This is a genomic window from Amycolatopsis umgeniensis (assembly GCF_014205155.1).
Classification (GTDB): domain Bacteria; phylum Actinomycetota; class Actinomycetes; order Mycobacteriales; family Pseudonocardiaceae; genus Amycolatopsis; species Amycolatopsis umgeniensis.
In genome coordinates, this window is the sequence record NZ_JACHMX010000001.1 from 9,089,991 (window position 1) to 9,116,229 (window position 26,239).

General features: G+C 69.8%; 28 protein-coding genes. 16 read left to right on the forward strand and 12 right to left on the reverse strand.

All coding sequences use genetic code 11. The features are described 5' to 3' along the window. Positions 1–60 precede the first annotated feature (60 nt). Positions 61–933, forward strand: coding sequence for an SGNH/GDSL hydrolase family protein (locus HDA45_RS41470; RefSeq protein ID WP_343072275.1), 873 nt, complete (start codon positions 61–63; stop codon positions 931–933). A gap of 93 nt (positions 934–1,026) precedes the next feature. On the opposite strand, the gene HDA45_RS41475 is transcribed toward HDA45_RS41470, so the two are convergent. Further along, positions 1,027–2,208, reverse strand: a complete 1,182-nt coding sequence (locus HDA45_RS41475) for a S8 family peptidase (RefSeq protein WP_343072276.1) — start codon at positions 2,206–2,208, stop codon at positions 1,027–1,029. 268 nt (positions 2,209–2,476) lie between these two features. Between HDA45_RS41475 and HDA45_RS41480 the strand changes: the two genes are divergently transcribed. Both HDA45_RS41480 and HDA45_RS41485 read left to right on the forward strand, forming a co-directional pair. Beyond that, a complete protein-coding gene (locus HDA45_RS41480) occupies positions 2,477–3,280 on the forward strand; it encodes a pentapeptide repeat-containing protein (protein WP_184904963.1) in 804 nt (267 codons plus the stop codon). Positions 3,281–3,342: 62 nt separating this feature from the next. Beyond that, complete coding sequence (locus tag HDA45_RS41485) at positions 3,343–4,296, forward strand: helix-turn-helix transcriptional regulator (protein ID WP_184904964.1); 954 nt, start codon at positions 3,343–3,345, stop codon at positions 4,294–4,296. Here the strand turns inward: HDA45_RS41485 and HDA45_RS41490 are convergent. Further along, a complete protein-coding gene (locus tag HDA45_RS41490; protein WP_184904965.1) occupies positions 4,275–5,213 on the reverse strand; it encodes an AraC family transcriptional regulator in 939 nt (312 codons plus the stop codon). The genes HDA45_RS41485 and HDA45_RS41490 overlap by 22 nt on opposite strands. 81 nt (positions 5,214–5,294) lie before the next feature. Here HDA45_RS41490 and HDA45_RS41495 point away from each other — a divergent pair, with 81 nt between their 5' ends. Both HDA45_RS41495 and HDA45_RS41500 read left to right on the forward strand, forming a co-directional pair. After that, positions 5,295–6,122, forward strand: coding sequence for a Rossmann-fold NAD(P)-binding domain-containing protein (locus HDA45_RS41495; RefSeq protein WP_184904966.1), 828 nt, complete (start codon positions 5,295–5,297; stop codon positions 6,120–6,122). 32 nt (positions 6,123–6,154) lie between these two features. Then, entirely contained in the window at positions 6,155–6,646 is a 492-nt protein-coding gene (locus HDA45_RS41500; RefSeq protein WP_184904967.1) for an anthrone oxygenase family protein, read from the forward strand. 11 nt (positions 6,647–6,657) lie between these two features. On the opposite strand, the gene HDA45_RS41505 is transcribed toward HDA45_RS41500, so the two are convergent. Beyond that, entirely contained in the window at positions 6,658–7,890 is a 1,233-nt protein-coding gene (locus tag HDA45_RS41505) for a sigma-70 family RNA polymerase sigma factor (protein WP_184904968.1), read from the reverse strand. Continuing rightward, a complete protein-coding gene (locus tag HDA45_RS41510) occupies positions 7,887–9,020 on the reverse strand; it encodes a glycosyltransferase (protein ID WP_184904969.1) in 1,134 nt (377 codons plus the stop codon). The genes HDA45_RS41505 and HDA45_RS41510 overlap by 4 nt, the downstream gene beginning before the upstream one ends. 84 nt (positions 9,021–9,104) lie before the next feature. Between HDA45_RS41510 and HDA45_RS41515 the strand changes: the two genes are divergently transcribed. The 5 genes from HDA45_RS41515 to HDA45_RS41535 are packed head-to-tail and all read left to right on the forward strand — an operon-like array spanning position 9,105 to position 12,675. Continuing rightward, on the forward strand, positions 9,105–10,142 hold the full coding sequence (locus tag HDA45_RS41515) for a coiled-coil domain-containing protein (RefSeq protein ID WP_184904970.1): 1,038 nt from the start codon (positions 9,105–9,107) through the stop codon (positions 10,140–10,142). Positions 10,143–10,180: 38 nt separating this feature from the next. Next, positions 10,181–10,468, forward strand: coding sequence for a hypothetical protein (locus HDA45_RS41520; RefSeq protein WP_184904971.1), 288 nt, complete (start codon positions 10,181–10,183; stop codon positions 10,466–10,468). Then, positions 10,465–11,865 carry a hypothetical protein gene (locus HDA45_RS41525; RefSeq protein ID WP_184904972.1) on the forward strand — a complete coding sequence of 467 codons (1,401 nt, stop codon included), beginning with the start codon at positions 10,465–10,467 and terminating at the stop codon, positions 11,863–11,865. Before HDA45_RS41520 ends, HDA45_RS41525 begins: the two co-directional genes overlap by 4 nt. Next, positions 11,849–12,406, forward strand: a complete 558-nt coding sequence (locus HDA45_RS41530) for a hypothetical protein (protein ID WP_184904973.1) — start codon at positions 11,849–11,851, stop codon at positions 12,404–12,406. Before HDA45_RS41525 ends, HDA45_RS41530 begins: the two co-directional genes overlap by 17 nt. Positions 12,407–12,429: 23 nt before the next feature. Continuing rightward, positions 12,430–12,675 (forward strand): hypothetical protein, encoded by a 246-nt coding sequence (locus HDA45_RS41535; protein ID WP_184904975.1) that lies wholly within the window; start codon positions 12,430–12,432, stop codon positions 12,673–12,675. 199 nt (positions 12,676–12,874) lie between these two features. Here HDA45_RS41535 and HDA45_RS41540 read toward each other — a convergent pair whose 3' ends face one another. Further along, entirely contained in the window at positions 12,875–13,669 is a 795-nt protein-coding gene (locus HDA45_RS41540; RefSeq protein WP_184904977.1) for a TetR/AcrR family transcriptional regulator, read from the reverse strand. 68 nt (positions 13,670–13,737) lie between these two features. On the opposite strand from HDA45_RS41540, the gene HDA45_RS41545 reads away from it, so the two are divergent. Both HDA45_RS41545 and HDA45_RS41550 read left to right on the forward strand, forming a co-directional pair. Then, a complete protein-coding gene (locus tag HDA45_RS41545; RefSeq protein ID WP_184904979.1) occupies positions 13,738–16,455 on the forward strand; it encodes an SNF2-related protein in 2,718 nt (905 codons plus the stop codon). Beyond that, a complete protein-coding gene (locus HDA45_RS41550; protein WP_184904981.1) occupies positions 16,452–17,612 on the forward strand; it encodes an SWIM zinc finger family protein in 1,161 nt (386 codons plus the stop codon). The genes HDA45_RS41545 and HDA45_RS41550 overlap by 4 nt, the downstream gene beginning before the upstream one ends. On the opposite strand, the gene HDA45_RS41555 is transcribed toward HDA45_RS41550, so the two are convergent. Both HDA45_RS41555 and HDA45_RS41560 read right to left on the reverse strand, forming a co-directional pair. Further along, positions 17,549–18,196 carry a DUF4865 family protein gene (locus HDA45_RS41555; RefSeq protein ID WP_184904983.1) on the reverse strand — a complete coding sequence of 216 codons (648 nt, stop codon included), beginning with the start codon at positions 18,194–18,196 and terminating at the stop codon, positions 17,549–17,551. The two genes, HDA45_RS41550 and HDA45_RS41555, sit on opposite strands and share 64 nt — an antisense overlap. Positions 18,197–18,221: 25 nt before the next feature. Continuing rightward, positions 18,222–18,980, reverse strand: coding sequence for an AraC family transcriptional regulator (locus HDA45_RS41560; RefSeq protein ID WP_184904985.1), 759 nt, complete (start codon positions 18,978–18,980; stop codon positions 18,222–18,224). A gap of 53 nt (positions 18,981–19,033) precedes the next feature. Here HDA45_RS41560 and HDA45_RS41565 point away from each other — a divergent pair, with 53 nt between their 5' ends. Then, positions 19,034–20,194: a 4-hydroxybenzoate 3-monooxygenase gene (locus HDA45_RS41565; RefSeq protein ID WP_184904987.1), complete on the forward strand. Its 1,161-nt coding sequence runs from the start codon at positions 19,034–19,036 to the stop codon at positions 20,192–20,194. A 4-nt stretch (positions 20,195–20,198) separates the two neighbouring features. Here HDA45_RS41565 and HDA45_RS41570 read toward each other — a convergent pair whose 3' ends face one another. The 5 genes from HDA45_RS41570 to HDA45_RS41590 all read right to left on the reverse strand — a co-directional run bounded on the left by HDA45_RS41570 (position 20,199) and on the right by HDA45_RS41590 (position 24,035). Then, complete coding sequence (locus HDA45_RS41570) at positions 20,199–20,630, reverse strand: hypothetical protein (protein WP_184904989.1); 432 nt, start codon at positions 20,628–20,630, stop codon at positions 20,199–20,201. A gap of 142 nt (positions 20,631–20,772) precedes the next feature. Then, positions 20,773–22,395, reverse strand: coding sequence for an acyl-CoA dehydrogenase family protein (locus HDA45_RS41575; RefSeq protein WP_184904991.1), 1,623 nt, complete (start codon positions 22,393–22,395; stop codon positions 20,773–20,775). Next, positions 22,379–22,984: a TetR family transcriptional regulator gene (locus tag HDA45_RS41580; protein ID WP_184904993.1), complete on the reverse strand. Its 606-nt coding sequence runs from the start codon at positions 22,982–22,984 to the stop codon at positions 22,379–22,381. The genes HDA45_RS41575 and HDA45_RS41580 overlap by 17 nt, the downstream gene beginning before the upstream one ends. Before the next feature lie 32 nt (positions 22,985–23,016). After that, entirely contained in the window at positions 23,017–23,466 is a 450-nt protein-coding gene (locus HDA45_RS41585) for a peroxiredoxin family protein (protein ID WP_184904995.1), read from the reverse strand. A 41-nt stretch (positions 23,467–23,507) separates the two neighbouring features. After that, the gene (locus tag HDA45_RS41590; RefSeq protein WP_184904998.1) at positions 23,508–24,035 is read right to left on the reverse strand and encodes a sigma-70 family RNA polymerase sigma factor; all 528 of its coding nucleotides are present in this window, start codon (positions 24,033–24,035) and stop codon (positions 23,508–23,510) included. Positions 24,036–24,175: 140 nt separating this feature from the next. On the opposite strand from HDA45_RS41590, the gene HDA45_RS41595 reads away from it, so the two are divergent. From HDA45_RS41595 to HDA45_RS41605, 3 genes are read left to right on the forward strand one after another with little or no spacing between them, the layout of a single operon-like run. Then, on the forward strand, positions 24,176–24,703 hold the full coding sequence (locus HDA45_RS41595; RefSeq protein WP_221471392.1) for a DinB family protein: 528 nt from the start codon (positions 24,176–24,178) through the stop codon (positions 24,701–24,703). A gap of 11 nt (positions 24,704–24,714) precedes the next feature. Next, positions 24,715–25,482: an NAD(P)-binding domain-containing protein gene (locus tag HDA45_RS41600; RefSeq protein ID WP_184905003.1), complete on the forward strand. Its 768-nt coding sequence runs from the start codon at positions 24,715–24,717 to the stop codon at positions 25,480–25,482. Further along, complete coding sequence (locus HDA45_RS41605; RefSeq protein ID WP_184905005.1) at positions 25,479–26,237, forward strand: putative protein N(5)-glutamine methyltransferase; 759 nt, start codon at positions 25,479–25,481, stop codon at positions 26,235–26,237. The genes HDA45_RS41600 and HDA45_RS41605 overlap by 4 nt, the downstream gene beginning before the upstream one ends. Positions 26,238–26,239 lie beyond the last annotated feature (2 nt).

Sequence of the window (26,239 nt, forward strand, 5' to 3'; positions counted from 1 at the left end):
GTTCACCCGTTTCCGGCGGACGCTGACCGCAGCATTCGACGACGCATGCAGGAGGCGGCAGTGACACGTTCTCGCTGGGGAAGACTCGCTCGGATCGCCGCGGTGGCGGGCACCGCACTCACCCTCGTCGGTATCGGGACACCGGCCCTCGCCGCGGCGGAGCGACAGGTGTACGTCGCGATGGGTGACTCGTTCTCGGCGGGCTCCGTGGTCCTGCCGCAGTCCGATCTGTTCACCTGCGCCCGGTCCGCGATCAACTACGCGGGGCTGCTGGCGAAGCAGCTCAAGGTCGACGAACTGCGCGACGTCACCTGCGGCGGCGCGACCACGTCTCATTTCACCAATCCGCAGAAGGGCATCGTCTCCGGCACCAATCCGCCGCAGTACGACGCGCTCTCGGCCGACACGACCCTGGTGACGGTCGGTATGGGCGGCAACGACATCGGGCTGGTCGGGCTCGCGTCGTCGTGTGTGAACCTGCTTCCGGTGGGCGCTTCGTGCAAGGCGGCCAACACCGCGGGCGGGGTGGACAAGTACGCGACCAGGATCGACGCCTTCGCCGCGACCTACGGCACGGTCATCGAGCAGATCCGGCAGCGGGCCCCGCGCGCCGAGATCGTCATGGTCGGTTACCCGACGGGGATCAAACCTCGCGGCTGCTGGCCGCTGGTCCCGGTGCTGTCGCAGGACGCCGACTACATCCAGGGCAACATCGACCGGCTCAACGCGCGGATGGCCGAGCAGTCGGCGGCGCACGGAGCGAAGTACGTCGACATCCGGACGCCGAGCATCGGTCACGACGCCTGCCAGCCGATCGGCGTCAAATGGATCGAAGGGCTCATCCCGTCGGTGGTGAACAACAGCTTCGCACCGCTGCACCCGAACGCCGCCGGGCTGGCGGCCGTGGTGCCGAGTATCCGCAAGGTTCTCTGACACCCCGGCCCGAAAGCGCGTGAAGGCCCCCTTCCCTCGGCCATGGGTTTGAAGTGACCAGCCGAGGGAAGGGGGCCTTCACGCGCGGCTACGTCAGGCGGTGGGCGCCCAGTACAGGAGCCGGTTCGGGGAACCGGAACCCGGGTTGGTCACCTTGCCCGGAGTGGCCGCGTTGATGAGTGCGGTGGCCACCTGGGCGGGTGTGGCGGTCTTGTTGTTCTGCAGGAAACGGGCCGCGACGCCGACCACGTGCGGGGTCGCCATCGAGGTGCCGCTGATGGTGTTCGTCGCGGTGTCATTGGTGTTCCACGACGAGGTGATGCTCGTGCCCGGCGCGAAGATGTCGACCAGGTTGCCGTAGTTGGAGAAGCTGGAGCGCGCGTCGGTGTTGGTGGTCGAGCCGACGGTGATCGCCTGGGTCACGCGGGCGGGGGAGAAGCCCGAGGCGTTCGCGTTGGAATTACCCGCCGCGACTCCGTAGGTGACGCCCGCGGCGATCGACCGGCGGACGGCGTCGTCGAGGGTGGTGGAGGCACCGCCACCGAGGCTCATGTTGGCCGCGGCGGGCTTGACGTGGTTCTTGGTGACCCAGTCGATGCCGCCGATGACGCCGGCGGTGGTGCCGCTGCCGGAGTTGTTGAGCACGCGGACGCCGTAGATCGTGGCGCCCTTCGCGATGCCGTACTGCGAACCGGCGATGGTGCCCGCGACGTGGGTGCCGTGACCGTTGCCGTCTTGGGCGACGGCGTCGTTGTCGACGAAGTCGTAGCCGTTGCGGGCGCGGCCGCCGAAGGTCTGGTGGCTGATCCGCACACCGGTGTCGATGACGTAGACGTTCACGCCCGCGCCGGTGGAGGTGTAGCTGTACTTCTTGTCGAGCGGGAGGTTGCGCTGGTCGACGCGGTCGAGGCCCCAGGACGGCGGGTTGGTCTGGGTCGCGTCCGCGTGGACGACCTGGTTCTGCTCGACGGACGCCACCGAGGGGTCGGCGGCGAGCCGCTTGGCCTGCCTCTCCGACAGCGTCGCGGAGAAACCGTTGAGCGAGCTGCTGTAGACGTGCTCCACCTTCGCGCCGAAACGGTTCGCCAGCGCGCCCACGACGCCGGAGTCCTTCAGCGTGACGATGTAGCTGTTCGGGATCGCTTCGGGGGATCCCGCGGCGAGGATCTGTCCCTCGGCGGCTTGCGCGGGAGCGGCGGTCACACTGATCGCCACCGCGACCGCGCTCGCCATTCCGGCACGGGACAGCCAACGCGCTTGTCTCATCTCTCGCATGTGTTCGTCCTGTCGTTCGCAGGGGACCGGCCGGTCAAGACCACAGCGGCGGAAAGCGGTCCAGCTCGACCGCATGGGACGGCACCTGCCGAATCCCACGAAGATCGAGGTTATTGAGCGTTTGATATGTCCGATATCGACTGAATGGGGCAGGACCCGACCTTCGTCTGGCGGCCATTGGCGGCGGGGCCCTGCACGGAAAGTGCACTTCGGCCCCTCCGTACCCTGTGGGTGGAACACCTCTCGAGCATCTGGAGTCCGAACCACCGTGCCAGCCCTTTCGAGCCTGCGAGCCGACTGCGAAAACTGCTTCGGTCTGTGCTGTGTCGTCCCGGCCTTCGCGGCGTCGGCCGATTTCGCGATCACCAAACCGGCGGGACAGGCGTGCCCGAACCTTCGCGAGGACTCCCGGTGCGGCATCCACGACAAGCTCCGTAAGAAGGGCTTCACCGGCTGCACGGTTTACGACTGCTTCGGCGCGGGCCAGAAGGTCTCCCAGATCACCTTCGGCGGCGAGGACTGGCGAAAGGCGCCGAAGACGGCGAGGTCGATGTTCGCCGTCTTCCCGGTCATGCGGGATCTGCAGGAGCTGCTCTACTACCTCACCGAGGCGGCCGCGCTCCCGTCTTCGACGACGATCCGCGCGGACCTGGCCGAGTTGGTCGACCAGACCGAGCGGATGACGCTGGAGACACCCGGCGTGCTGCGCGAACTCGACGTCCACGCGCACCGGGGCGTGGTGAACGGCCTGCTGCTGCGCGCGAGCGAGCTCGCCCGCGCCGAGGTGCCGGGCAAGAAGAAGGACCGGCGCGGTGCCGACCTCATCGGCGCGAAACTCAAGGGTTCGAACCTGCGTGGCGCGCTTCTTCGTGGGGCGTACCTGATCGGAGCGGACCTGCGGGGCGCCGATCTCCGGCAGGCCGACGTCATCGGGGCCGACCTGCGTGACGCCGACATCCGCGGCACGGACTTCCGCGACGCCCTCTTCCTCATCCAGTCTCAGCTGGACGCGGCCAAGGGCGACGCGACGACGAAGCTGCCGGAGTCGCTCTCCCACCCCTCGCACTGGTAACCGCCACTACCGCAGGGGCAAAGTGCGCATCGGATGAGCGGTTTGGCTGCCAGACTGAGGCGATGCGTGCCGATCGCCTGGTGGCCACCCTCCTGCTGATGCAGGCGCGTGGCCGCGTCACGGCTTCCGAACTGGCGGACGAACTGGAGATCTCGGTCGCCACGGCCCGGCGTGACCTCGAGGCGCTGTCGGCGGCGGGCGTTCCGGTTTACCCGCAGCCGGGGCGAGGCGGCGGATGGTCGCTGATCGGCGGCGCGCGAACCGACCTCAGTGGACTGTCGGCATCGGAGGCACAGGCACTGTTCCTGCTCGCCGGGCCGGCGGCGTCGCTCTCGCCCGAGGTCAAATCCGCGCTGCGGAAACTGGTCCGCGCCCTGCCGGACACCTTCCGGGCCGACGCACAGGCCGCCGCGGACGCTGTCGTCATCGACCCGTCGCGGTGGGGTGAACGGGAGAAGGAACGGCCCGAACCGCTCACCGTGCTGCAGGCGGGGATCGTCCGCCGCCGCAAAGTCCGCTTCGGCTATGCGAAGAAGGGCGCGGAACCGACCGAGCGGCTCGTGGATCCGTGGGGGCTCGTGGACAAGGACGACGTCTGGTACCTCATCGCGGGCACCGACAAGGGCCAGCGCACCTTCCGCGTCGATCGCATCTCCGACGCCGAGATGAGCGACCTGCCCGCGGGACGGCCGGACGACTTCGAGTTGTCGCGGGCGTGGGATCAGGTGGTCGACAGGGTCGAGCAGCGCCGTTCGGGGCTGGACGCGACCGTGCTCATCGCCGAGCGGCATCTGCCGATCCTGCAAGACCACTTCGGACGGCACTCCGTCGTCGAAGAGACGCTGGACGACGGACGCGTGCGGGTGACGGTGTCGGCGCCGGTGGCGTGGATGATCGCCCAGCAACTCGCGGGCTGGGGCTCGATGATCGAGGTGCTGGGCCCGCCCTCGGTCCGGGAAGAACTCGCGCGGATCGGCGCCGAACTGGTCGAGCGCTACGCGACGCCGGTGCGGTAACCCTGCGGGCTGACACCGTGTTCGCGTTTGAACGCGGTGCTGAGCGCGAACGAACTGCCGTAGCCGACCTGCCGGGCGACAGCGCCGATCGTGACGTCGGGGTGCTGACGCAGGAGATCCGCGGCGAGCGCGATGCGCCAGCCCGCGAGGTAGGCCATCGGCGGTTCGCCCACCGCGGCGGTGAACCGGCGGGCGAACGCGGCCCGGGAAACCCCGGTGTCGGCCGCGAGGCTCGCCACCGTCCACGGTTCGGAAGGCTTGTGCTGCAACAGTTTCAGCGCTCGTCCGACAACGGGGTCGCTATGCGCCCGGTACCAGGCCGGTGCCGCGGCCCCGGGCCGGTCGAACCAGGTCCGCAGCGCGGCGACCAGGATCAGGTCGAGCACCCGGTCCAGGACTGCTTCCTGCCCGGGGGTGTCCTTGACGATCTCCCCGGCGAGCAACGGCACGAGCGGGTTCTCCCACTCCTCGTCGCGCACGACCAACAGCGACGGCAGCGCGGTGAGGAGCCGTTTGCTGATCTCGCCCTCCAGCGGGTACGTGCCGGTGAGCAGCACGACGGGGCCGTCCGGGTCGCTGCCCCACGTGCGGACGCCGAGGTCCGACAGTTCGGTGAGATGTCGTCCGTCCGGGGTCAGGCATTCCTGTCCCGGCAGGATCATCGCCTGCGGTGGGGTGGCCGGATCGTCCGCGACGAGATACGGATCCGGGCCGCGAGCGATGGCGATGTCGCCGGTGCCGAGACGGACGGCGTCCCCGCGATCGGGCACGACCCAGGACTCGCCGCGGACCTGTGCCATCACCGTCAGCGGTGCCTCGTCCTCGATGCGCAGCGACCACGGCGGGGTCATGACCGACTTCAGCAGGAACGCGCCGCGGGCGCGGGGTCCGTCGAGCAGACCGGCGAGGGGATCCATGCCCCGAAGTGTAGACGATGAAACATGGAACAGAGCCTTTGAACTATGTTCCGTCTCATCCTGAGGCGCTTGACTAAGGGCATGACAAACACGAAGAACAACGAAACGGTGCTGGTCCTCGGAGCGACGGGCAAGACCGGCCGCCGGGTGGCGCAGCGGCTGACCGACCAGGGCATCGAGGTCCGGAAGGCCTCACGGCCCGCGTTCGACTGGGACGACCGCTCGACGTGGACCGCCGCGGTCACCGGGGTCGGCGCGGCCTACCTGACCTACTACCCCGACCTCGCCTTCCCCGGCGCGGCCGAGGCGATCCGCGACTTCTCGCGACTGGCGGTGGACCACGGTGTCCGGCGGCTGGTGCTGCTGTCCGGCCGCGGCGAGGAGGAAGCCGTGGTCAGCGAACAGGGCGTGCGTGACTCCGGTGCCGAGTGGACGGTCGTGCGGGCCAGCTGGTTCGCCCAGAACTTCAGCGAGCACTTCCTGCTGGAACCGGTGCTCGCCGGCGAGATCGTGCTGCCCGCGGGGCAGGTGACCGAACCGTTCATCGACGTCGAGGACATCGTCGACGTCGTGGTGACGGCACTGACCACGGACGGGCACGACGGCCGCGTCTACGAGCTGACCGGACCCCGGTTGCTCGGTTTCGCGGACGTGGCGGCGGAAATCGGCAAGGCTTCGGGGCGAGATGTCCGGTACGTTCCGGTCTCCGCGGCGGAATTCGCGGCGGGCGCGGCCGAGCAGGGCGTGCCGGAGGAGGAGATCGAGGGCCTGACCGACCTGTTCACGCGGATCCTCGACGGCCGGAACGCATCAGTCACCGGTGACGTCGAGAAGGTGCTGGGCAGGCCTGCGACGGACTTCTCCGACTACGCCGAGAAAGCCGCGGCCACTGGGGTCTGGAATCGATGAAACGAACGGGAATCGGAAGGGAGGCGACAGGAATGTCCACGCTGAGCGAGATCGTCCTGATCGCGGCCGTCATCGCGGCGGGGTTGATCGCGGGCTTGTTCTACGCCTACACGTGCTCGGTCATGCCGGGACTGGCGCGGGCCGACGCACGGACGTACGTGACGGGGATGCGCGAGATCAACATCGCGATCCTCAACGGCTGGTTCGCGCTGAGCTTCGGCGGCGCGCCACTGCTCGCCGCGGTGGCGGCGGCGCTGCACTTCCGGTCGGAGCTGCGGTCCGCGCTGCCGTGGATCATCGCGGGATTCGTGCTGCTGCTGGTGATGCTGATCGTGACCATGGCGATCAACGTGCCGTTGAACAACGCGCTCGAAGCCGGTTTCGACGGTGTCGGCACCGATTTCGAGGCGCTGCGGGCGAAGTTCGAGGGGGTCTGGGAACGGTGGAACCTGGTCCGGACCCTGGCCGCGATCGGCGGCTTCGGCGCTCTGGTGGGCGGGCTGATCGTGCACGCCCGCGCCTGACCCGCCAGATGTCAGGAGATCTCGGCGAGTTTCCCGGACAGGTAGGCGCGCTCCGCGTCGGTGCCGGTGAGCGCGATCGCCTCGCGGTAGGCGTCGGCGGCCTCCCCGAACCGGCCGAGACGACGGAGCAGGTCCGCGCGGGTCGCGGGAAGCAGGTGGTAGCCGGGGAGACCGCCCTCCGCGGTGAGCTCGTCCACCAGTTCGAGCCCGGCCGCGGGCCCCTCGGCCATGGCGACGGCGACGGCGCGGTTCAACGCGACCACCGGCGAGGGCACGAAACGCAGCAGTTCCCCGTAGAGGGCGGCGATCTGGGCCCAGTCGGTGTCGGAAGGGCCGGGCGCGGTCGCGTGGCAGGCGGCGATGGCGGCCTGGATCTGGTACTGCCCCGGCACTCCCCGGCGGAGCGCGGATTCCAGCAGTTCGGTGCCCTCGGTGATCTCGGCGGTGTTCCAGCGTCCGCGGTCCTGCTCCTCGAGCGGGACGAGGGTGCCTTCGCCGCCGACCCGGGTGGCCCGCCGGGCGTCGTGCAGGAGCAGCAGGGCCAGCAGTCCCAGGACTTCCGGTTCGCCGGGCATCAGTCCGGTGAGGATCCTGGCGAGACGGATGGCCTCGGCGGACAGGTCAGCGCGGAGCAGATCGGTGCCCGCGCTGGCCGAGTACCCCTCGTTGAACAGCAGGTACAGCATTCCCAGTACCGCGGCGGTGCGTTCGGGCAGCAGCTCCGACGGCGGCACGCGGTACGGGATGCCCGCCGTGCGGATCTTCCGCTTCACCCGGAGCAGGCGCTGCGCCATCGTCGTCTCGGAGACGAGGAAGGCGCGGGCGATCTCGGCGGTCGTGAGTCCGGCCAGCGTCCGCAACGCGAGCGCGACCTGACCTTCCAACGGCAAGGCGGGGTGGCAGCAGGTGAAGATCAGGCGCAGCCTGTCGTCGTGGACGCCGCTCTCGTCCCACTCCGGCTCGGCGGACGCGGTCAGTTCGGCGGCTTCCCGCAGTTTCTCCGCGCCGACGGCCTTCCGCCGGAGCCGGTCGGTGGCCCGGTTGCGCGCGGCCGTGGTCAGCCAGGCGCCGGGTTTCGCCGGGACACCGTCGCGGGGCCAGGTGCGCACCGCGAGCGCGAAAGCCTCCTGGACGCATTCCTCGGCCAGATCCCAGTCGCCGGTGACCCGGATGAGGGTGGCGATCACCTGCCCCGACTCCTCACGGAACGCGTGGGTGATCGCCGTGTCGAGGTCGGTGGTCACCGGAGCAGCCCTTCGAGCAACGGGACGGTCTTCTCCGGCGGCGGGTACGTGGTGACCTCGTCCCGCAACCGTCCGGCGGCCTCCCGGTAGGACGGTTCGCGCAGCACGGCGGACACGGCGTCGCGGATGTCCTCCGGTGTCGCGTCGATGACGTCGAGGACCTTGCCGAGCCCGAGTCCGGTGACACGGTCGCCGTTGTGGGGCTGGTCGGCGCCCATCGGCAGCAGGACCATCGGCAGTCCGTACGCGATCGCGCCCAGCAGGCTGCCCGAGCCGCCGTGACTGAGAACCGCGTCGCAGTACGGGAGGACGTCGTCCTGCGGCAGGTACTTCGCGAGGTGGATGTGCTCCGGCTGCCCGCCGAACTCCGCGGGGTCGAGGAGGTTCCCGACGGTCACCACGCAGGTCGCGTCGATCTCCCGCAGGCCGGCCAGCGCCCGGGCGAACAGATCTCCGGATTCGGTGTTGAAAATGGTGCCGAGGGTGAAGTAGAGCGTCGGGCGGCCTTCGACGTGCCATTCCGGCACCGGACCGCGTCCGGGAACGGGGATGTGGAAGGACCGCGCGGTCGTCGGCAGCGGGAACCGGGGATCGCGAAAGCTCGCGGGGAACGGGGACAGCACCAGATGGCGATAGGCCGCCTCCAGGTTCCGTTGCGGGGGAAGACCGTGGGCGGCGCGGACCTCGTTGAGAGCGTCGTCGACCAGTTCGGGGCGGATGAGGACGCCGGCGGCGGTGACCAGGACGGTCGCGTGGGGGAGACCGCGCTTCTCGGCGACGATCATCGAGCCGTGATCGGCTTCGTCGCACACGAGGAGATCCGGGTCCCAGGCTTCGCACAGTGCCGAGACGTCCTGGGCGCGCCGAGGCGCGGTGCGGCGGACGAAACCGTCGCGGAAGTCGGCGTCCTCGCGGTCCCTGTCGACGGCGAGCAACGGGCGGCGCTTGCCGTCGCTGCCGAGGTTCGGGCCCGAGGGGAACGCGGTGAAACCGGCCGCCTCGACGATCGGGACCATCAATGGCTCGCCGGTGAACGCGATCGTGTGACCCGCCGCGGCGAGCGCGCGGGCGATCGGGACGAGCGGCCGGAAATGGCCGTTGCCGCCGGCGAAAGTGAACAGGACACGCATGGGGCCGACCCTATTCGGCGGGACCAACGGTTTTCTCGGCGTTGCCCCGCCTCCCGCCCCACGGGGCAGCGCTACCCTGCTGCGGTGATCGATACGGACGCCGACGAGGTCCGGCTGTGCGCGCTGGAAGGCTGCGAGAATCCCTTGCCCCCGCCCGCGGTGGACGCCGAGGGAAAACGCAAGGGCGGTCGGCCATCGGCCTACTGCAGTAAGACGCACGCCGACGCCGCGTCGCGGGCCCGGCGGGCCGCGGCGGTGGCGAGCGTGGCCGACCCGTTGCTCGAGGTCCGGCGGATCGCCGACGAGTTCACTCCGACGGCGGCGTCGCTCGTGGAACTGCTGGACGCGATGCGCTCGCGGTTCGACGACGCCGCCGGGGCCGCGCTCGGCCGGGTCACCGAAGCCGAGACCGAGATGGCCACGGCCCGGCGCGAGGCCGAGGACTCCCAGCAGGCGGCGGCGAAGGCCGACACGGCGCGTGCGACCGCGCTGGCCGCGTCCCGGGACGACAAAATGGCCAAGGCCAAGGCGGAACGCACCGCCGAACAGGCCTTGAAGGACGCCGAGGAGACCCGCCAGCGGGCGTGGACCGAGATCGCCGCCCACGAACGAGCCCGAGGTGCCGCCGAAGCCGCGACAGTGGCGGCCGAACGCTCCCGCGACGCGCTGGTCGCCGATCTCCGGACGCTGCGCGAGGACTTCGCGGCCGTCCGGGAGGAAAAGACCCGGCTGACAGCGGATCTGGGTGAGCGGGACACGGCGCTCGCGCGGGCGGTGGCCGAACTCGAAGCCTTGCTGGACCGTCTCGACGAGGCGAAGGCCCGGGTGACGGTGTCCGAAAAGGACTGCGCCGCCGCGCGGCAGGAATCCACGGGCCTCCGGGGAGAGCTGGACCGGGTGCGTGCGTCGCTCGCGGAAGAACACACGGCCAGGAGCCTCGCCGAGGCGCGGGCGACGGCCCTCGGAGAGGAACTGGAGCGCGCACAGGCCCGCGCGGTCGCGGATCAGGCGCGGTACGACGACGTCGTGCGGCAGCTGGCCGAACTCGCCCGCCCGCCGGTGGTGGAGGAGGCGCCCGCGCTCTCGTCCGAATCGAGTGTGGAGGCTCCCGAGCTCGAGTAGAGTCCCGCTGACCAATCCAGGGTCGGGGGTCGCGGGCTGTGAGCGGGTACGAGGTCGAGATCGGTCAGCTGCGGAACGCGGCCAAGGCCGCGGGATCCGCCGCGGACCAGGCCAGGGGCGTGGAACCCGGTACCGGCTTGGACGCGATCGCGACGGCGTTGCCGGGTGGGGACGCGGCGAAGAACGCGCCCACACTGGCCTCGACGTTCAACGAGCGTGCGAAGGGGCGGGCCGACGAGATCGACCAGTGGAGCGAATCGATCACGGCGGCCGCGAAGGCGTACTCCGAAAACGAGCGCTCCGCGGAAGAGGCCTTCGGGGAATGACGGTCGGCTACGACGACGTCCGCAAATGGGACGCTGAGGCGCTCAACGCGTCGTCCACCAACCTGAGTGGGCGGCGGGACAAACTCATCGGGCTGCAGGACGAGCTCGACGACGCCAGGAAGCTGCCCGATTGGCACGGCCCCGCCGGCGAGCGCGCCCGCGGTTCGCTGGGAGACACGCGGAACAAGGCCGAGATCCTGATCGCTGAGCTGTCCGCCGTCGAACGCGGCCTGCAGAACGCGTCGGACGACGTGTCCGCCCTGAAGACCCGGGTCGCCAACAACGACTCCCTCGCCGACACCTACCAGTTCCGCATCGCCGCCGACGGCGCGATCGTGGACAACAAGCCCGCCGACCCTCCGCCGAAGTCGCGATTCGAGGCCGAGGACCGCGCCGAGACCGCGCGGCACCGCGAAACCATCAGGAAGCAGCTGGAGCAGGAAACCAAAGCGATCCTCACCACGGCGAACGGCATCGACGCCGCCCTCGCCCGGGTGATGCGGCTCGCGCAGGACGGCGAGATCAGCGACCACGGAGCGACCACCTTGGCCGGTGCCAAGAAGGGCGGGGAGATCGATGCCGGAGTGGTCGAGATGGAGCAGGCGCTGCGCGACGCCGGGCTGCTGAGCGGGCCACCCGCGTCCGGCCACTACCGGCAATGGCTCGAGAACGCCGTGCTCCGGGGCGTGTCGATCGACACGATCAAGAAGATCGCCGCCGAACACGACATCACGCCGGAGGACTTCGAGATCCTCGACGGGATGGAAGAGATCCGCGAGGACGAGGACGGCGACGGGACCTTCAAGTCGTACTTCCTGATGCCGACCGACGTCAGCGGGGACGACGCCGCCAAGGCGGTGCGGATGACTTACCTCCTGAACGCGGGAACCGACTACGGCACCGAAGGCGAGAAGACCGACTTCGCGCCGACACCGTACGGATCCGAGGAACTGCGGCGGATCACCGAGCGGCAACGGGAGAACTCCTGGAGCTACGACGACGATGTCGGCTTCGTGCACGACAACGGCGGGCGGCTGGTGACCACTCCGAACGGCATGATGATGGGGCTGGGCGGGAACCTCATCCAGGACCAGTTCAGCCAACGCGGCGGGACGACCTGGGGCGACACGTTCATGCTGAACATCGACGACCCGAAGGATCCGGCGCAACAGCTCCGAGAGGTCGCGAAGTCGGGACACGCCTGGTACGAGGACGACAACGGCGCGTCCCAGGGTTCGCTCGACATGGACCGGCTGCTGCACCACGAAGAGCGCCACTCCCAGCAGTGGGGGCGCGAAGGTTACGCGGGCTTCCTCGCCTCCTACGCGTGGGAGCAGGTCACCGGCGGCAACGAGACCGAGGAAGACGCTGGACTTTCCGATGGCGGATACCATTAAGTGGCCGCGCGTCGCCTGCGCCGCCCTGCTCGTGGCGGCGGTGAGCGGGGCGTGCGACACCAAGGCGCAGTTCGCGCCGTCCTTGCCGCCCGCGGCCGGGTTCCGCGTCGACGACGGCGTCCTGAAGCTGTGGACCGGCACCCCGTGCGAGGGCGTCGTCCGGCTGAGGCTGACCTTCGACTCCGGCACCCAGCAGAGCACGGAGCAGGTGTGGACCGCGCCGCGGCCGGGGGTGCAGGTCGAGCGCATGGACCTGCTGAGAACCGGCGGGGGATCGTCGCCGGACGGCGGTGGGCCTCTCCAGGTCCAGACGCCGCTGCCCGCTGGCTACAACTGGACCAAGGCGAGCTCGATCGCCGTCACCGTCGACGGCCCGAAAGCCAATGGCGCCAAGGCCGACGTCGCCCAGGTGCTGCGCGAGTCGGCCCAGCACCCGTCCGGGAGCTACCTGTTCGGCCAGCGCGGCTGGATGGACGTCGCGGAGGTCCAACGCGAGAACCGGAAGTCGTTCCTGACCGTCTGCACTCCCGACCCGGAGTGACGTTGCGACCCGTGGAGCCGAACATGGACGAGCCGAAAGAGAGCGCCCGGCGGACAGTGCTCCGGCGCGTCGTGCTCGTGGCGTTCGCCTGTGTCGCCGCGGTGATCGTGCTGCTGGTGGGCATGGCGGTGCTCAGCGCCGTCGGTGTGTCCTCCGATCCCCACGGCTACGGAATGTTCGCGGGAATCCTGTTCGTGGCGGTCCTGACACCGGTCGCGCTGGCGCTGTGGCTGCTGTACCGCTCGCTGCGACGCGGCGATCGCACCTAATGCGGGGTCGCTTCGCGTGACTGGGTGGACGGCGCGTGTGCTCAGACGGACGACTCGCGTGATTGGACGGACGACACGCCGCGCGGCCGGATCTCACCGCGAGTCGTCCATCCAATGGTGTGACTGCTGGTGCGCGTGGGGCGGACGTGGCGATCCGCATCCAGAAGCCAGCAGGTACCCAGGAGAGCTAGGAGACCTCTCACGAGGGCAGTTCCCGCTCCGAGCCCTGGGCCTCCCCGGTCACCAGTTGTTCGACGCCGTCGAGGATCCGCGCCAGCCCGAACCGGAACGTGTGCAGTGGCGCGCTCGCCGCACCGTGCGCCTCCCCGGCCGCCTGACCGATCCGTGCCGCCAGCGGGAACAGTCCCGCGTCGGCCTCCGGGATCTCCGCGAGCACCGGGGCGCTGGCCGTCCACCACTCCATGTCCGTCAGCCCGGACCGCCGCACGAGGCTCGCCGACTCGACCGAACCGCGCGCGATGCCCTGGACGAAACCGTTGACCATCGCGACCACGGCGTCCATCTCCAGGTCGGTGAGCCCGATCGCGTCGACGGCGCCCAGTTCGCGTTCGTGTTTGGCGAAGGTGTGCGGGCCGAGGGGGAGACGGCTGGTGGTGAGCTGGAGCATCCACGGATGGCGGTGGTACATCGCCCAGGCGTCCTCGGCGAGGATCGTCACGGTGGCCCGCCAGTCGTGGCTCGGCGGCGGGTCGGTCAGCTCGCCGTGCACCCGGTCCATCATCAGGTCGAGCAGTTCCGCGCGGCTGGGGATGTAGGTGTAGATGGACATGGGGGAGACGCCGAGCCGTTCCGCGCCCCGGCGCACCGACAGCGCGGTGATGCCCTCGGCGTCGGCGAGTTCGATCGCGGCGGTGATGATCTCCTCGACCGTGAGCTTCGGTTTCGGGCCGCGACGGGGTTTCTCCCGCACGCCCCAGAGCAGTTCGATGGTGCGTCGTGGATCGCCCGTGCCGGTGTGGTCCGCGTCCGTCATCCGCTTCTCTCTACGGTGTACAGAGTTGTGTTATCCTGAACTGTACACCGTACAGAGATTGGGGTTGAGTGACGTCTCACGACGGTTTCGACAGCGTCGCGTTCGAACCGAAGAATCCGGCCCGGGCCAGCGGATTCGTCTTCTGGAACGCCGAGGGTGACACACCGGGGACCGGGGAGGTGACGGTCGCTCTCCCCGAGATCGCCAGCGTGCCCTGCGTGCGGCTCCCGATGGCCGAGGCGCTCCCCGCGTTGCTGCGGCTTCGTGAAAGCGCCGACCCCTCCGCGCGCTTCTGGAGCACGGCCGCCACCGCCGCGTTGAAGCTCGCGGAGGCGGGCCGGCTGCTTCCCGGTGTCACGGAGTCCGATGTGGATGCTTGGCGCGCGGGCCCCTTGGAACCCGCCGACGCCGCCTGGCTGCGCGAACTGTCCGAGGCGATGCCGGCGCGGGCGCGGGCGATCCCGGGTGACGGAAACCTGCTGCCCGCGCGGTATCCACTGCTGCGTGCGTTCCTCGACGCCGTGGCCGACACCCTTCCCCGGACGCCCGCGGCCGCACAGGCCGCAGGCGTCAAGGCCTTCGCCGCTCCGCCCGCACACCGTGTGCCGCAGCTGCGGGACTGGGCGGCCGAGGTCGCGGCCGGGCTGGACTCCGGGGTCCGGGTCTCGGTGCGGATCGAGGCACCCGGCGACGACTTCACGACGGGCCGGTTCAGCGGGGTCGTCCAGGTGCACAGTCTCGCCGACCCCGGCGTCCTGATCGACGCCGCCGCGCTCTGGTCGGGCGACGACCGTTTCGGCCCGAGGGCCCGCATCGACGTGATGCTGGCCCTCCGCCGCGCCGCCCAGCTGTGGCCACCGCTGGAACCGCTGCTCGGCGCGGCGGTTCCCGACGAGGTCGGGCTCGGCGACACCGATGTCACCGAGCTGCTCACCACCGCCGCGCCCCTGCTGGCCACGGCGGGCATCGACGTCCACTGGCCCGCCGATCTCGTCCGGGACTTGAGCGCGAAGGCCGTCGTCGGCGGGGGTGACGCACCGCCGGGCGACCTTCCGTCCTTCTTCGCGGGCGGCACTCTCCTGCAGTTCGACTGGCAGCTTGCCCTCGGTGGCGCACCGCTCACCGCGGCCGAGATGGACGCGCTGGCCGAGGCCCACCGGCCCGTCGTGCGGTTGCGTGATCAGTGGGTCCTCGTCGATCCGGCACTGGCGGCGAAGGCACGGGATCGCGCCTTGAAACCGCTGACCCCGATCGACGCGCTCGGCGCCGCTTTGAGCGGGACGGCCGAGGTCGACGGCGAACGCGTCGACGTCCTCACCGACGGGTGGCTCGCCGCGCTACGAGAGCGGCTGCTCGCGCCGCCGGAACCGCAGTCCCCGCCGCGGGGTCTGGCCGCGACCCTGCGCGATTACCAGCTGCGCGGCCTGCAGTGGCTCACCGCCATGACGTCGATCGGGCTCGGCGGCTGCCTCGCCGACGACATGGGCCTCGGCAAGACGATCACGCTGATCTCGCTCCACCTCCACCGCGCGCAGGGCCCCACCCTGGTCGTCTGCCCGGCGTCGCTGCTGGGCAACTGGGAACGCGAGATCACCCGGTTCGCTCCCGGCGTCCCGGTGCGCCGGTTCCACGGCACCGAACGCTCGCTCGAGGAACTGGGCGACGGCTTCGTGCTCACGACCTACGGCACCCTGCGCGTCGACCCGGCACCCCTGGCGAACGTCCACTGGGGACTGCTGGTCGCCGACGAGGCCCAGCACGTCAAGAATCACCGCTCCGGCACGGCGAAGGCGTTGCGGACGCTGACGTCGTCGGCGCGGGTGGCGTTGACGGGCACCCCGGTGGAGAACAATCTCGCCGAGCTGTGGGCGATCCTCGACTGGACCACCCCCGGACTGCTCGGCACCATGGCCGATTTCCGCCGGGTGTGGGCGAAACCGGTCGAGTCCGGAAAGGACCCGGACGCCGCGGAGCGTCTCTCGAGGCTGGTCCGCCCCTTCCTGCTGCGCCGCCGTAAATCCGATCCGGGGATCGCGCCGGAGCTGCCCGCCAAGACCGAAACCGACCGGCCCGTGACGCTCACGGCCGAGCAGGCCGCCCTGTACGAGGCGACGGTGCGCGAGCTGATGGCCGAGATCGCCGGCAGCGAGGGCATCGCGCGGCGTGGCCGGATCGTCAAGCTGCTCACCGGGCTCAAACAGATCTGCAACCACCCCGCGCAGTACCTCAAGGAATCGTCGGACGCGGCGCTGGACGGCCGGTCCGGCAAGCTCGAGCTGCTCGACGAACTCCTGGGCACCATCCTCGCCGAGGACGGCGCGGTGCTGGTGTTCACGCAGTACGTCGCCATGGCGCGGCTGCTGGAACGCCATCTCGCGCAGTGCGGCATCGCCACCCAGCTGCTGCACGGCGGCACGCCGGTGCCCAAACGCGAGGAGCTCGTGCGGCGGTTCCAGGCCGGTGAGGTCCCGGTGTTCCTGTTGTCGCTCAAGGCTGCCGGGACCGGGCTCAACCTCACCCACGCCGACCACGTCGTGCACTACGACCGCTGGTGGAACCCCGCGGTGGAGGACCAGGCGACCGACCGCGCGTACCGGATCGGGCAGACCAGGCCGGTGCAGGTGCACCGGCTCATCGCCGAGGGCACGGTCGAGGACCGGATCGCGGCGATGCTGCACGAGAAACGCGCGCTCGCCGACGCGGTACTCGCCGGTGGCGAGGCCGCCCTGACCGAACTGACCGACGCGGAACTGGCCGATCTGGTCGAGTTGAGGAGTCGCCGATGAGTACGCCCGACGATCGCGTCCGCGGCTTCCCCGCCTTCGGGCCCCAGGGCGGGCACGGCCAGTTCGCCCGCTCGTGGTGGGGCCGCGCCTGGATCAACGCGATGGAGGACACCGCGCTGGACCTGCGGCAGCTCAAACAGGGCCGCAAGTACGCCGCGGCGGGCCGGGTCGGCACGATCACGGTCAGCCCGGGGCGGATCGCCGCCGTGGTCGACGACCAGGAGGGCCAGTACCGCACCGAGGTCCGCCTCGCCGAACTGACCGGCGACGAATGGGACCGCTTCCTCGACAGGGTCGCCTCCCGTGCCGGGCATCTCGCGGCGCTGCTGGACCGGGACATGCCGCACGACCTCGTCGAGGCCGCCGACGACGCCGGGGTGCACCTCCTGCCCGGTATCGGCGACCTCGATCCGGACTGCGACTGTCCCGGCTGGGAACTGCCGTGCCGCCACGCCGCGGCGCTGTCGTTCCAGGCCTCGTGGCTGCTCGACGCGGATCCCTTCGTGCTGCTGCTGATGCGCGGCAAGGGCGAGCGGGAACTCCTCGACGAGCTGCAGCGGCGCAACGCGCCTCGGTTCGTGCGTACCGGGGACGACGATTCCCCGCCCGAGCGTGCCTACGCCGACGAGCCGGGCCCGTTGCCGGACCTGGCAGGCTTCACACCCTCCGGAGGTCCGACAGTGCCCGGCGCACCCGGCATCCCGGAGGAGACCTTCGCGCTGCTGGCCGCCAACGCGAGCGAGATGGCGGGCGCGCTGCTGACGTCGCAGCCGAAGCTCACCCGCAAACAGGACGCGGTCCGCCTCGCCGCCGGCCATGCCGAGATCGCCGACAGGCTGCGCCCCGCCGCGAGCGGTGAGGACTTCGACCGCGCGGTGCTCGCCTGGCGGCACGGTGGCCGGGCCGGTCTCGAGGTCCTGGAGACCGCGTGGACACCGCCGCCACAGGCGATGGGCCGCGCCAGGGCGGCTTTCGCCGAGGTGGTCGACGATCCCGGCCAGGGCCTGGAGGTCGAACGCAACCGGTGCACCGTGCACGGAACAGGGGTGCAGGTGCGGCTGGGCAAGGACGGGCTCTGGTACCCGTACCGGGATCAGTGGCCCGCCGGTTCGCCCGAGGCCGATCCCGGCACGCTGTTCGCCGCACTGCTCGGCTGATCCCACTGCCGTCCTCGCCGCAGCTCCTCCAGATGCGGCGAGGACAGGTGGAGGATCCGATACCGGACCTCGTCCGACTCCGGTGCCTCGTCACGCCACAGGCTGTAGCGCACCACCTGCCAGGTCCGCGGATCGACGGCCAGCGCCCCCGAATGCGCGCCGTCCTGCTGCAGGTGTTCGCGAAGCCCGTCGAGAGCCTCGCCCAGGAACGCGACAGGGTCGGCCTCAGCCGGGATCGAGACGACGTGCTTTCCCGCCGCCACAGGGGGAGTGCCGAACGCGGGCCCCTCTTCGAACCCGAGCACGGTCCAGTGCTGCACGGCGGGACGCCCGAACGACTCGACGATGCCGTTGAACGGGCCGCCGAACAGGAAGGCGTTCATCCCCGCTTCGTCGTGCCACAGGTAGAAGGGCGAGTACTGGTTCAGCGTCGAGCCGTCGACGCCGCGCTCGCGGATCCCGTACACCTTCAGCCCCAGGCCGCCGAAGTCGTCGAGCAGATGCCCGCGAGTGGCGACGCGCTCGCGGATGATGCCCATGTCGTAGTCGGCGGGGAGGGTGATCTCGTACTGCATCGCATGCATGCCGTACATACTAGTAGGTACAGGACTACGTGCGCCGTAGTCCGATCTGGTAGCGACCCGGCGTTTCCCCGACGACGGCCACGAACGCCTCGATGAAGCTGGTGGGGTTCGCCCAGCCCAGCCGGGCCGACACGGTGGTGACCGCTTGCCCGTCGCCGAGCAGGACCAGGGCGTGCTGGACGCGGAGCATGCTCCGCCACTGCCGGAAGCTCACGCCGAGCTCTTCCTGGAACAGGCGGCTGAGCACACGCTCGCTGGCGCCGGTGCTCCGCCCGAGTTCGCGCAGCGTCGCGGAACTCGCCGGATCGGCGTGGAGCAGTGAGGTCACCGAACGCAGCCTGTCGTCGGAGGGCTCGGGCAGGTACAGCTCCTGCTGCGGAGCGTCGGTGAGCTCGTCGATGATCAGCCCGCGGAGCCGGTGCCGGGGCCCCGGACCGCGAGGACGACCGTCGCTGAGCGCCAGGAGCGCCTCGCGCAGCAGCGGTGTCACGGCGAAGACCGAGGGCAGGGCGGGCAGGAAACGGCCCAGCCGGACGGGCAGGTCGATACGCCGGACCTCGGTCTCGCCGTAGGCCCGATGGGAATGCTCGAATCCGGGCGGGGTCCAGGTGATCCGGTTCGCCGGCGCGACCCAGGTCCCCCGCTCGGTGGTGGTCGCGAGCGCGCCCGTGGACGGGTAGAGCAACTGGCCCCGGACATGGGTGTGCGGAACGACCATCTGCCCGTGGGCCAACGATCCCCGGCCGGTGTCACCCGGCGGGAGGCCTCGGCGGAATTCCAGCATAGATCGTCAGGATACCGGTACTAGGAAGCCCCGACCTCGGCAAAACTCGAATCATGTCCACAGTGAAAGAGACCAAGCCCGTCCTGATCATCGGAGCAGGCGTGTCCGGCCTCGCGCTCGGCAACTTCCTGCTCCGCGAGGGAATCGGCTGCGTCGTCTTCGAACGGCGCAGCCGCGAGTACGTCCAGCACCGGCAGCGCGCCGGAGTCATCGACACCAGAGCGGCCCGCGCCTTCCGGAAACGAGGCCTCGAAGACCGCGTGGGCGGCGGTGCCCCCGCCGAACCGAACCTCGGCTTCCGCGTCGACGGACAGTCCCGGCCCTTGCGACTCTCCGTCGAAGAACACCGGGAAGGCCGGTTCTGCCCGCAGCAGGTCCTGGTCCAGAACCTCATCAGCGTGTTCGAACAGGACGGAGGCGACCTGCGGTTCGACACCGAGGTGACCGTGGAGGACCACGAACGTCCTCGCGTCCGGCTCGGCGACGGGTCGATCATCGAAGGCGACTTCATCGCCGGATGCGACGGCAACCACGGCGCGTCCCGGAACGCCCTTCCCGAGGAGCGGATCACCCTCCACACCCACGAATACGGCTACGCGTGGCTGGTCATCCTCGCCGAGGTGCCCGCTCACCAGCAGACCTTGATGGCGATCCACCGGCGCGGATTCGCGGCCCAGTTCGGGCGCGGACCACGGGCGAGCCGGTTCTACCTCCAGTGCCCGCTCGACGACACCACCGAAGACTGGCCGGACGAACGCATCTGGAGCGAACTCGAAACACGCTTCGGCGAACCGCTCGCCACGAAGGGCGCGATCGTCGAGAAACAACTACTGCCACTGCGCGGAGAGATGATCAGCCCGATGAGCCACGGCAAGCTCCACCTGCTCGGCGACGCCGCGCACATCGTCCCGCCGATGAGCGCCAAAGGCATGAACCTCGCCCTCCACGACGCCGACGTCTTCGCCGACGCCCTGGTCCGCCACTACAAGAACGACGATCCGAGCCTCCTCGACGCCTACTCCGACGCCCGCCTGCGCGACGTGTGGAACTACCAGGCTTTCGCGACCTGGCTCACCGACACCGTCCACGACGCCGGAGACGCGACCTACCGAGGGGAGTTCCGCCATCGGGTGGCACGCGCCGACTTCGAGCGCCTGTACACCTCCGGCACGGCGAACCGGCTGCTCAGCGAGTTCATGGCTGGCCTGAACTGATCCACTACTTCTTGCTGAGCCGGACGATCCCCTCACCGCTCTGCACCGCGACGACGGCGATCACCTGCCGGTTGATCTGATGGACCATCCCCGGCGGACCGGACACCGCCCCGCCCATCCCGCCGGAAGCGGGCGCCAGACCCACCTTCCCGGACTGGACCGCCACCGAGAGCGGCCCGGCTCCGCCGTCGTTGGGGATCTGGTCACCAGTCCGCACCAGCACCTCGCACTCGCCGTCGGCACAGGCCCTCAAGTCCCGTCCGTCCGCCGCGACGAACGGCGAGCCGGACGGGGCCGCCGCCTCCATCATCGGCACGCTCCCGGTCGAAGGCCTCGAACTCGCGGCGGCGAAGATCGGCGTCGGTTCGGCTGACCCGCAACCGGCGGCGAGCAGTGCGAGCGGAACCAGGACCAGGCATCTTCGGCGATCGACCATGACCGACGAACGTAGCCGACGCGCGAGCCTTTGCATGCACCCGAATTCCGCAATCCTGCGGCTGTTCGCAGTGCTCGGAGCCGGTCCGGCCGGGCTAACCGGCCGGACCGGCGCACCACGTGGTCACGCGGATACCGAGCGTCTATCCGACCTCGGCACGGGCGATGATCGCCCGGGTGTCCACACCGGACGGAAGCGTCCCGAACGCGACACCCCAATCGCCACCCAGCCGCGACGCGCAGAACGCGTCGGCCACCGCCGGCGTCCCGTGCCGCACCAGCAACGAGCCCTGCAACACCAGCGCCATCGACTCGACCAGCCGCCGCGCCCGGTACTCGATGTCCGACAGATCGGACAGCTCCTTGCGCAGCCTGCCCACCGCGTCGTCCAGCCGCGCGTCGGCACCGGCCGCCTGCTCGACCTCCGCGAAGTACGCCGCCACCGACTCCGGCTGCTTCGCCATCGCCCGCAACGCGTCCAGCGCCGCGACGTTGCCCGAACCCTCCCAGATCGACATCAGCGGAGCCTCACGATAGAGCCGCGGCATCCCCGACTCCTCGACGTACCCGTTGCCGCCCAGACACTCCAGCGCCTCCACCGCATGCGACGGACCACGCTTGCACACCCAGTACTTCGTCACCGCCAACCCCAGCCGCCGGAACGCCTGCTCCTGCTCGTCACCGGGCCGGTCGGTGGCCGCCGCCAGCCGCATCCCGACCGTCGTCGCCGCCTCGGACTCCACCACGAGATCCGCCAGCACGTTGCCCATCAACGGCTGATCGACCAGGTTCGCCCCGAACGCACGCCGATGCCGCGCGTGGTGGACCGCCCGCACAGCGCCGTACCGCATCCCCGACGCGCTCCCGACCGCACAGTCCAGCCGGGTGTTGTTCACCATCTCGATGATGGTGCGCACCCCGCGGCCCTCCTCGCCGACCAGCCAGCCGATCGCGTCGTCGTACTCGATCTCCGACGACGCGTTGGACCGGTTGCCCAGCTTGTCCTTCAGCCGCTGCAACCGGATCCCGTTGCGCGAGCCGTCCGGCAAGACACGGGGGAGAAGGAAACACGACAACCCACCCGGCGCCTGGGCCAGCGTCAGGAACATGTCCGACATCGGCGCCGACGTGAACCACTTGTGCCCGACGATCACATAGCTGCCGTCACCGAGCGGCCGCGCCGTGGTCGTGTTCTCCCGGACGTCGGAACCGCCCTGCTTCTCCGTCATCGACATCCCGGCGATCAAACCGCGCTTCGAACCCGGCTCACGCAGCCCGAAGTCGTACTCCGTCGACGCCAGCAACGGCTCGTACCGCTCGGAAAGCTCAGGGTTGAACCGCAACGCCGGAACCGCCGCGTACGTCATCGAGATCGGGCACGTATGCCCCGCGTCGACCTGACCCCAGACGTACATCTTCGCCGCCCGCGCCGCGTGCGCACCCGGCCGCGAATCCCGCCACGGCGTCGCGTGCAGCCCATGGGACACCGCGACGTCCATCAGTTCGTGCCAGTACGGATGGAACTCGACCTCGTCGATCCGGTTCCCGACCCGGTCGTGCGTCCGCAGCACCGGCTCGTTCTCGTTGACCAGCCTGCCCCACTCCTGGGCCTGCTCACTCCCGGCCAGCCTGCCCAGTGCGTGGACCTCCGCCACCGCCCAGCCCGCGTCCGCCCGCTCGAGCCCCTCCAGCAACGCGGGATCCGCGGCGACGTCGTACTCCGCCAGCGGCGGCACCTGATTGGTGACCTCATGAGTGACCGGCATCCGAACCTCCCAAAGAACGCAGGACAAAAGTGCGCAGCCCGGACACCTCGTCCGCACTGCCGGTGGTCAACGGGCCGATCAGCACCTCGGCCGCCGCCCCCACGAGCGCCGCCGCGGTGACCTCCGCGTCCTGGGCGGGGAACTCCCCGGAACGGACGCCATCGGCCACGTGCTGGGCCACCACATCGCGGAAAGCGCGCCGGAACACCAGGCGCTCGGCCTCGATCGGCGCGTCGACGGGCTCGGCCAGCAGCGCGTACGCCATCCGCGGAGCCTTCAGCGCACGGCTCGCGAAGGTGTCGAAGACAGCCACGACCCGCTCCGCAGGCGTGCCGGGCCGCTCCGACACCGCGCGCACCGCCTCGACCTCACGCGAGACGACCTGCCGGAACAACTCCACGACCAGCGCGGCCTTGGTGGGGAAGTGGCGATACACGCTCCCGACAGCCACCCCGGCCCGCTCCGCGACCGCCGACACCGAACAACCCGCGTAGCCGCGCTCGGCCAACTGCTCCAGCGCGGCGGCGAGGACGGCGCCGCGCTGGGCGTCGAGACGCTCCTGGACCTTCGGTGTACGGCGATACGGCACTCAAGAAGTGAAGCACCGATTCACACCTTCAGTCAACGCGTCCGAACCAACTCGTCGATCGCCCTCGCGATGCCCTTCTTGTCGTACGCGGCGGTGGGCAGGGTCGCGGCGTGGGCATGGCGGACCACCCCCGCCCGGTCGATCAGCACACTGCCGGACTGCTGCAGCGCACCGAACACCTTCTTCACCAGCCCGACGGCCTCATGCGGCGTACCACTCCGGCCGGTGACCACCTGAAGCGACAACCCACGCTTCGCCCGCCAAGCCTCGGCTTCGGCCCGCCCCTCGGGAACGGCCACCACGACACGCACATCGCCGAGCTTCGCGAGGTCCTTCACATGACCGTTGCACACAGGGCAGGTCACCGAACGCATGAAATACAGCAGCACGTCGTCCGCACCGCGGTAATCCGAGAGCCGGACAACCCGCCCCGCGGTGTCCTCCAGAGCGAGATCAGGGGCCACGGAACCGATTTCGAGCATGAAGACTCCTCAAAAGAAAAGAACCGAAAAGGAAAAAGGGGTTATCGAGAGAGCAACAGCTCACGGACCGTCGCCCGCGCCCGATGCAGACGGGACTTCATCGCAGGCATGCTCAGACCCAGCGCGTCGGCGACCGCCCGGCCCGAATACCCCTGCACGTCACGCATGATCAACACGCGACGCTGCTCAGCAGGCAACTCGGCGATCGCCGAAGCCACCCGCTGTGCCTCCAACCGCTGCAAGACGTCGTCCTCCGCCGAGACCACCGCCTCGGCACCCACCAGATCGTCACCACGAAACGCCCGCCGAGCCCGGCGAAGGCACTCGTTCCGCACGATCCGGAACATCCACGACGCCAACGCACCGGAAGCCCGCAAGGTGCCGATCTTGCGGTACAGGACGATCAAGGCCTCCTGCGCGGAATCCTCCGCATCCTCCGGCGAAGCGCACAACGAACGCGCGAACCGCTGCACATGCGGATGAGAACCCGAGACCAGAGCGGCGATGGCGGACTCGTCCCCACCCTGCGCGGCCACGATCAAAGACTCCCTCGGCCAATCGGCCCCCACGACAACCCCTCCTCCCACGCCGAGCTCGTCCCGGCCCCTACAAGAGCCGACACCCCGGCAAAAGGATTCAGCCGGACCCCAGTGACGCCGCTCACGCCCCGCTCCCACGGCTCACCACAAACCAGTTGTCACCCGGTGGCATGATCGCCGCTATGACATGGACCGCCCCCGAGGTGACCCGTCCGTCCGGCGACACCGCCGCCGACGAACGCATTCTCCTGCCTACCCTGCTGGCCTGGCACCGCAGCACCTTCCTCGGCAAATGTGCCGGCCTCACCGGAGAACAACTCGCCCAGGCGTCGGTCCCGCCCTCCAACCTCACCCTCCTCGGCCTCATCCGCCACCTGGCCAAGGTCGAACGCATCTGGTTCCGCCTGCGCTACACCGCACAGGACATCGGCCCCCTCTACGACCCCGAACTCGGCAAGGACCACGACTTCGAAGTCCTCGACGCCACCAAAGCCGAAGAGGCCTACAACACCCTCCTCGAAGAAATCCGCCTGGCCGACGAAGCCGCCGCCGAAGGATCCCTCGACGACACCTTCGACCTCGGCGGCGACCCCTTCTCACTCCGCATGCTCTACGTCCACATGATCGGCGAATACGCCCGCCACAACGGCCACGCCGACCTCATCCGCGAACGCATCGACGGCGACACCGGCGCCTGAGAGGAGTGACCATGGACTACGGATTCATCGGCGCGGGAGAAATCACCGCCGCCATCGTCGAAGGCCTCAGCAAAGACGTCACCGACCCACCCAAGATCCACCTCTCACCCCGAAGCCGCAGCGTCGGACAAGAACTCTCGGCACGCTTCGCCAACGTCGAAGTCCGCGACAACAACCAAGCCGTCGTCGACAGCGCCACGACGATCATCCTCGCCGTCCGCCCGCCGATCGCCGAAGAAGTCCTCCGAGACCTCACCTTCCAGCCCCACCACACCCTGATCAGCGCCCTCGCCGGCGTCCCCCTCGCCCAACTCCAGGAGTGGGCCACCCCCGCGGGCGAAACCGTCCGGAGCATCCCGCTGCCCCCGGCCGCCCGCCGCCAAAGCCTCACCGCCATGTACCCCGACAACGCCGAAGCCCGAGCCCTCTTCGACAGCATCGGCGGCAGCATCGTCCCCGACGCCGAGAAAGACCTCGAAGTCTTCAGCGCCGCCACGGCCACCTTCGCCGCCCACCTCGACTACCTCGGCACCATCGCCGCCTGGATGACCGACCAAGGCATCGAAGACACCACGGCGACCGCCTTCACCAGCCACATCTTCGGACAGCTCGGCCAAGCCCTGCTCCAGCAAAGCGGCTCCCTCGAAACCCTCGTCGGCAAACACATGACCCCCGGCGGGTTCAACGAACACTTCCTCACCGACCTCCGCACCAACGGCGTCCCCGACACCGTCCGCCACGCGCTCGACGGGATCCTCACCAGGCTGCGCGAGAAGTGACCATCGTCGCCAGACTCCGGGCAGCCGGATGCGTCTTCGCCGAAGACGAAGCCCGGCTCCTCAGCACCGAAGCCCGCACACCCGCCGAACTCGACACCATGGTCCAACGCCGCGTCGAGGGAGAACCCCTCGAAGTCATCCTCGGCTGGGCGGAATTCCACGGGCTCCGCATCGCCGTCGAACCAGGCGTCTTCGTGCCACGTCAACGGTCCGAACTCCTCGTCCGTCACGCCCTCACCCTCGCCCGGCCCGGAGCGGTCGTCGTCGACCTCTGCTGCGGCACCGGCGCACTCGGCGCCGCCATCGCCGCGGAACTCGGCGAAATCCGGCTCTACGCGGCCGACATCGAACCCGCCGCCGTCCGCTGCGCCCGCCTCAACGTCGCCGACGCCGGGGGAGAGGTCTTCGAAGGCGACCTCTACGCGCCCCTTCCACCGTCGCTGCGAGGCCGTGTCGACCTCCTCGTCGTCAACGCCCCCTACGTCCCGACCGACGCGATCGCGATGATGCCGCCCGAAGCCCGCGACCACGAACCCCGCGTCGCACTCGACGGCGGCCAAGACGGCGTCGACGTCCACCGGCGCGTCGCCGCCGAAGCTCCACAGTGGCTCGCCCCAGGCGGGCACCTGCTGATCGAAACAGGGGAGAGCCAGGCCGCGAGCACCGCGGAAGCCATGGCACGCAACGGATTGACGCCCGAAGTGATCACCGACGACGAGCTGTACGCGACGATTGTTGTCGGTGCCGGGGGATAAGG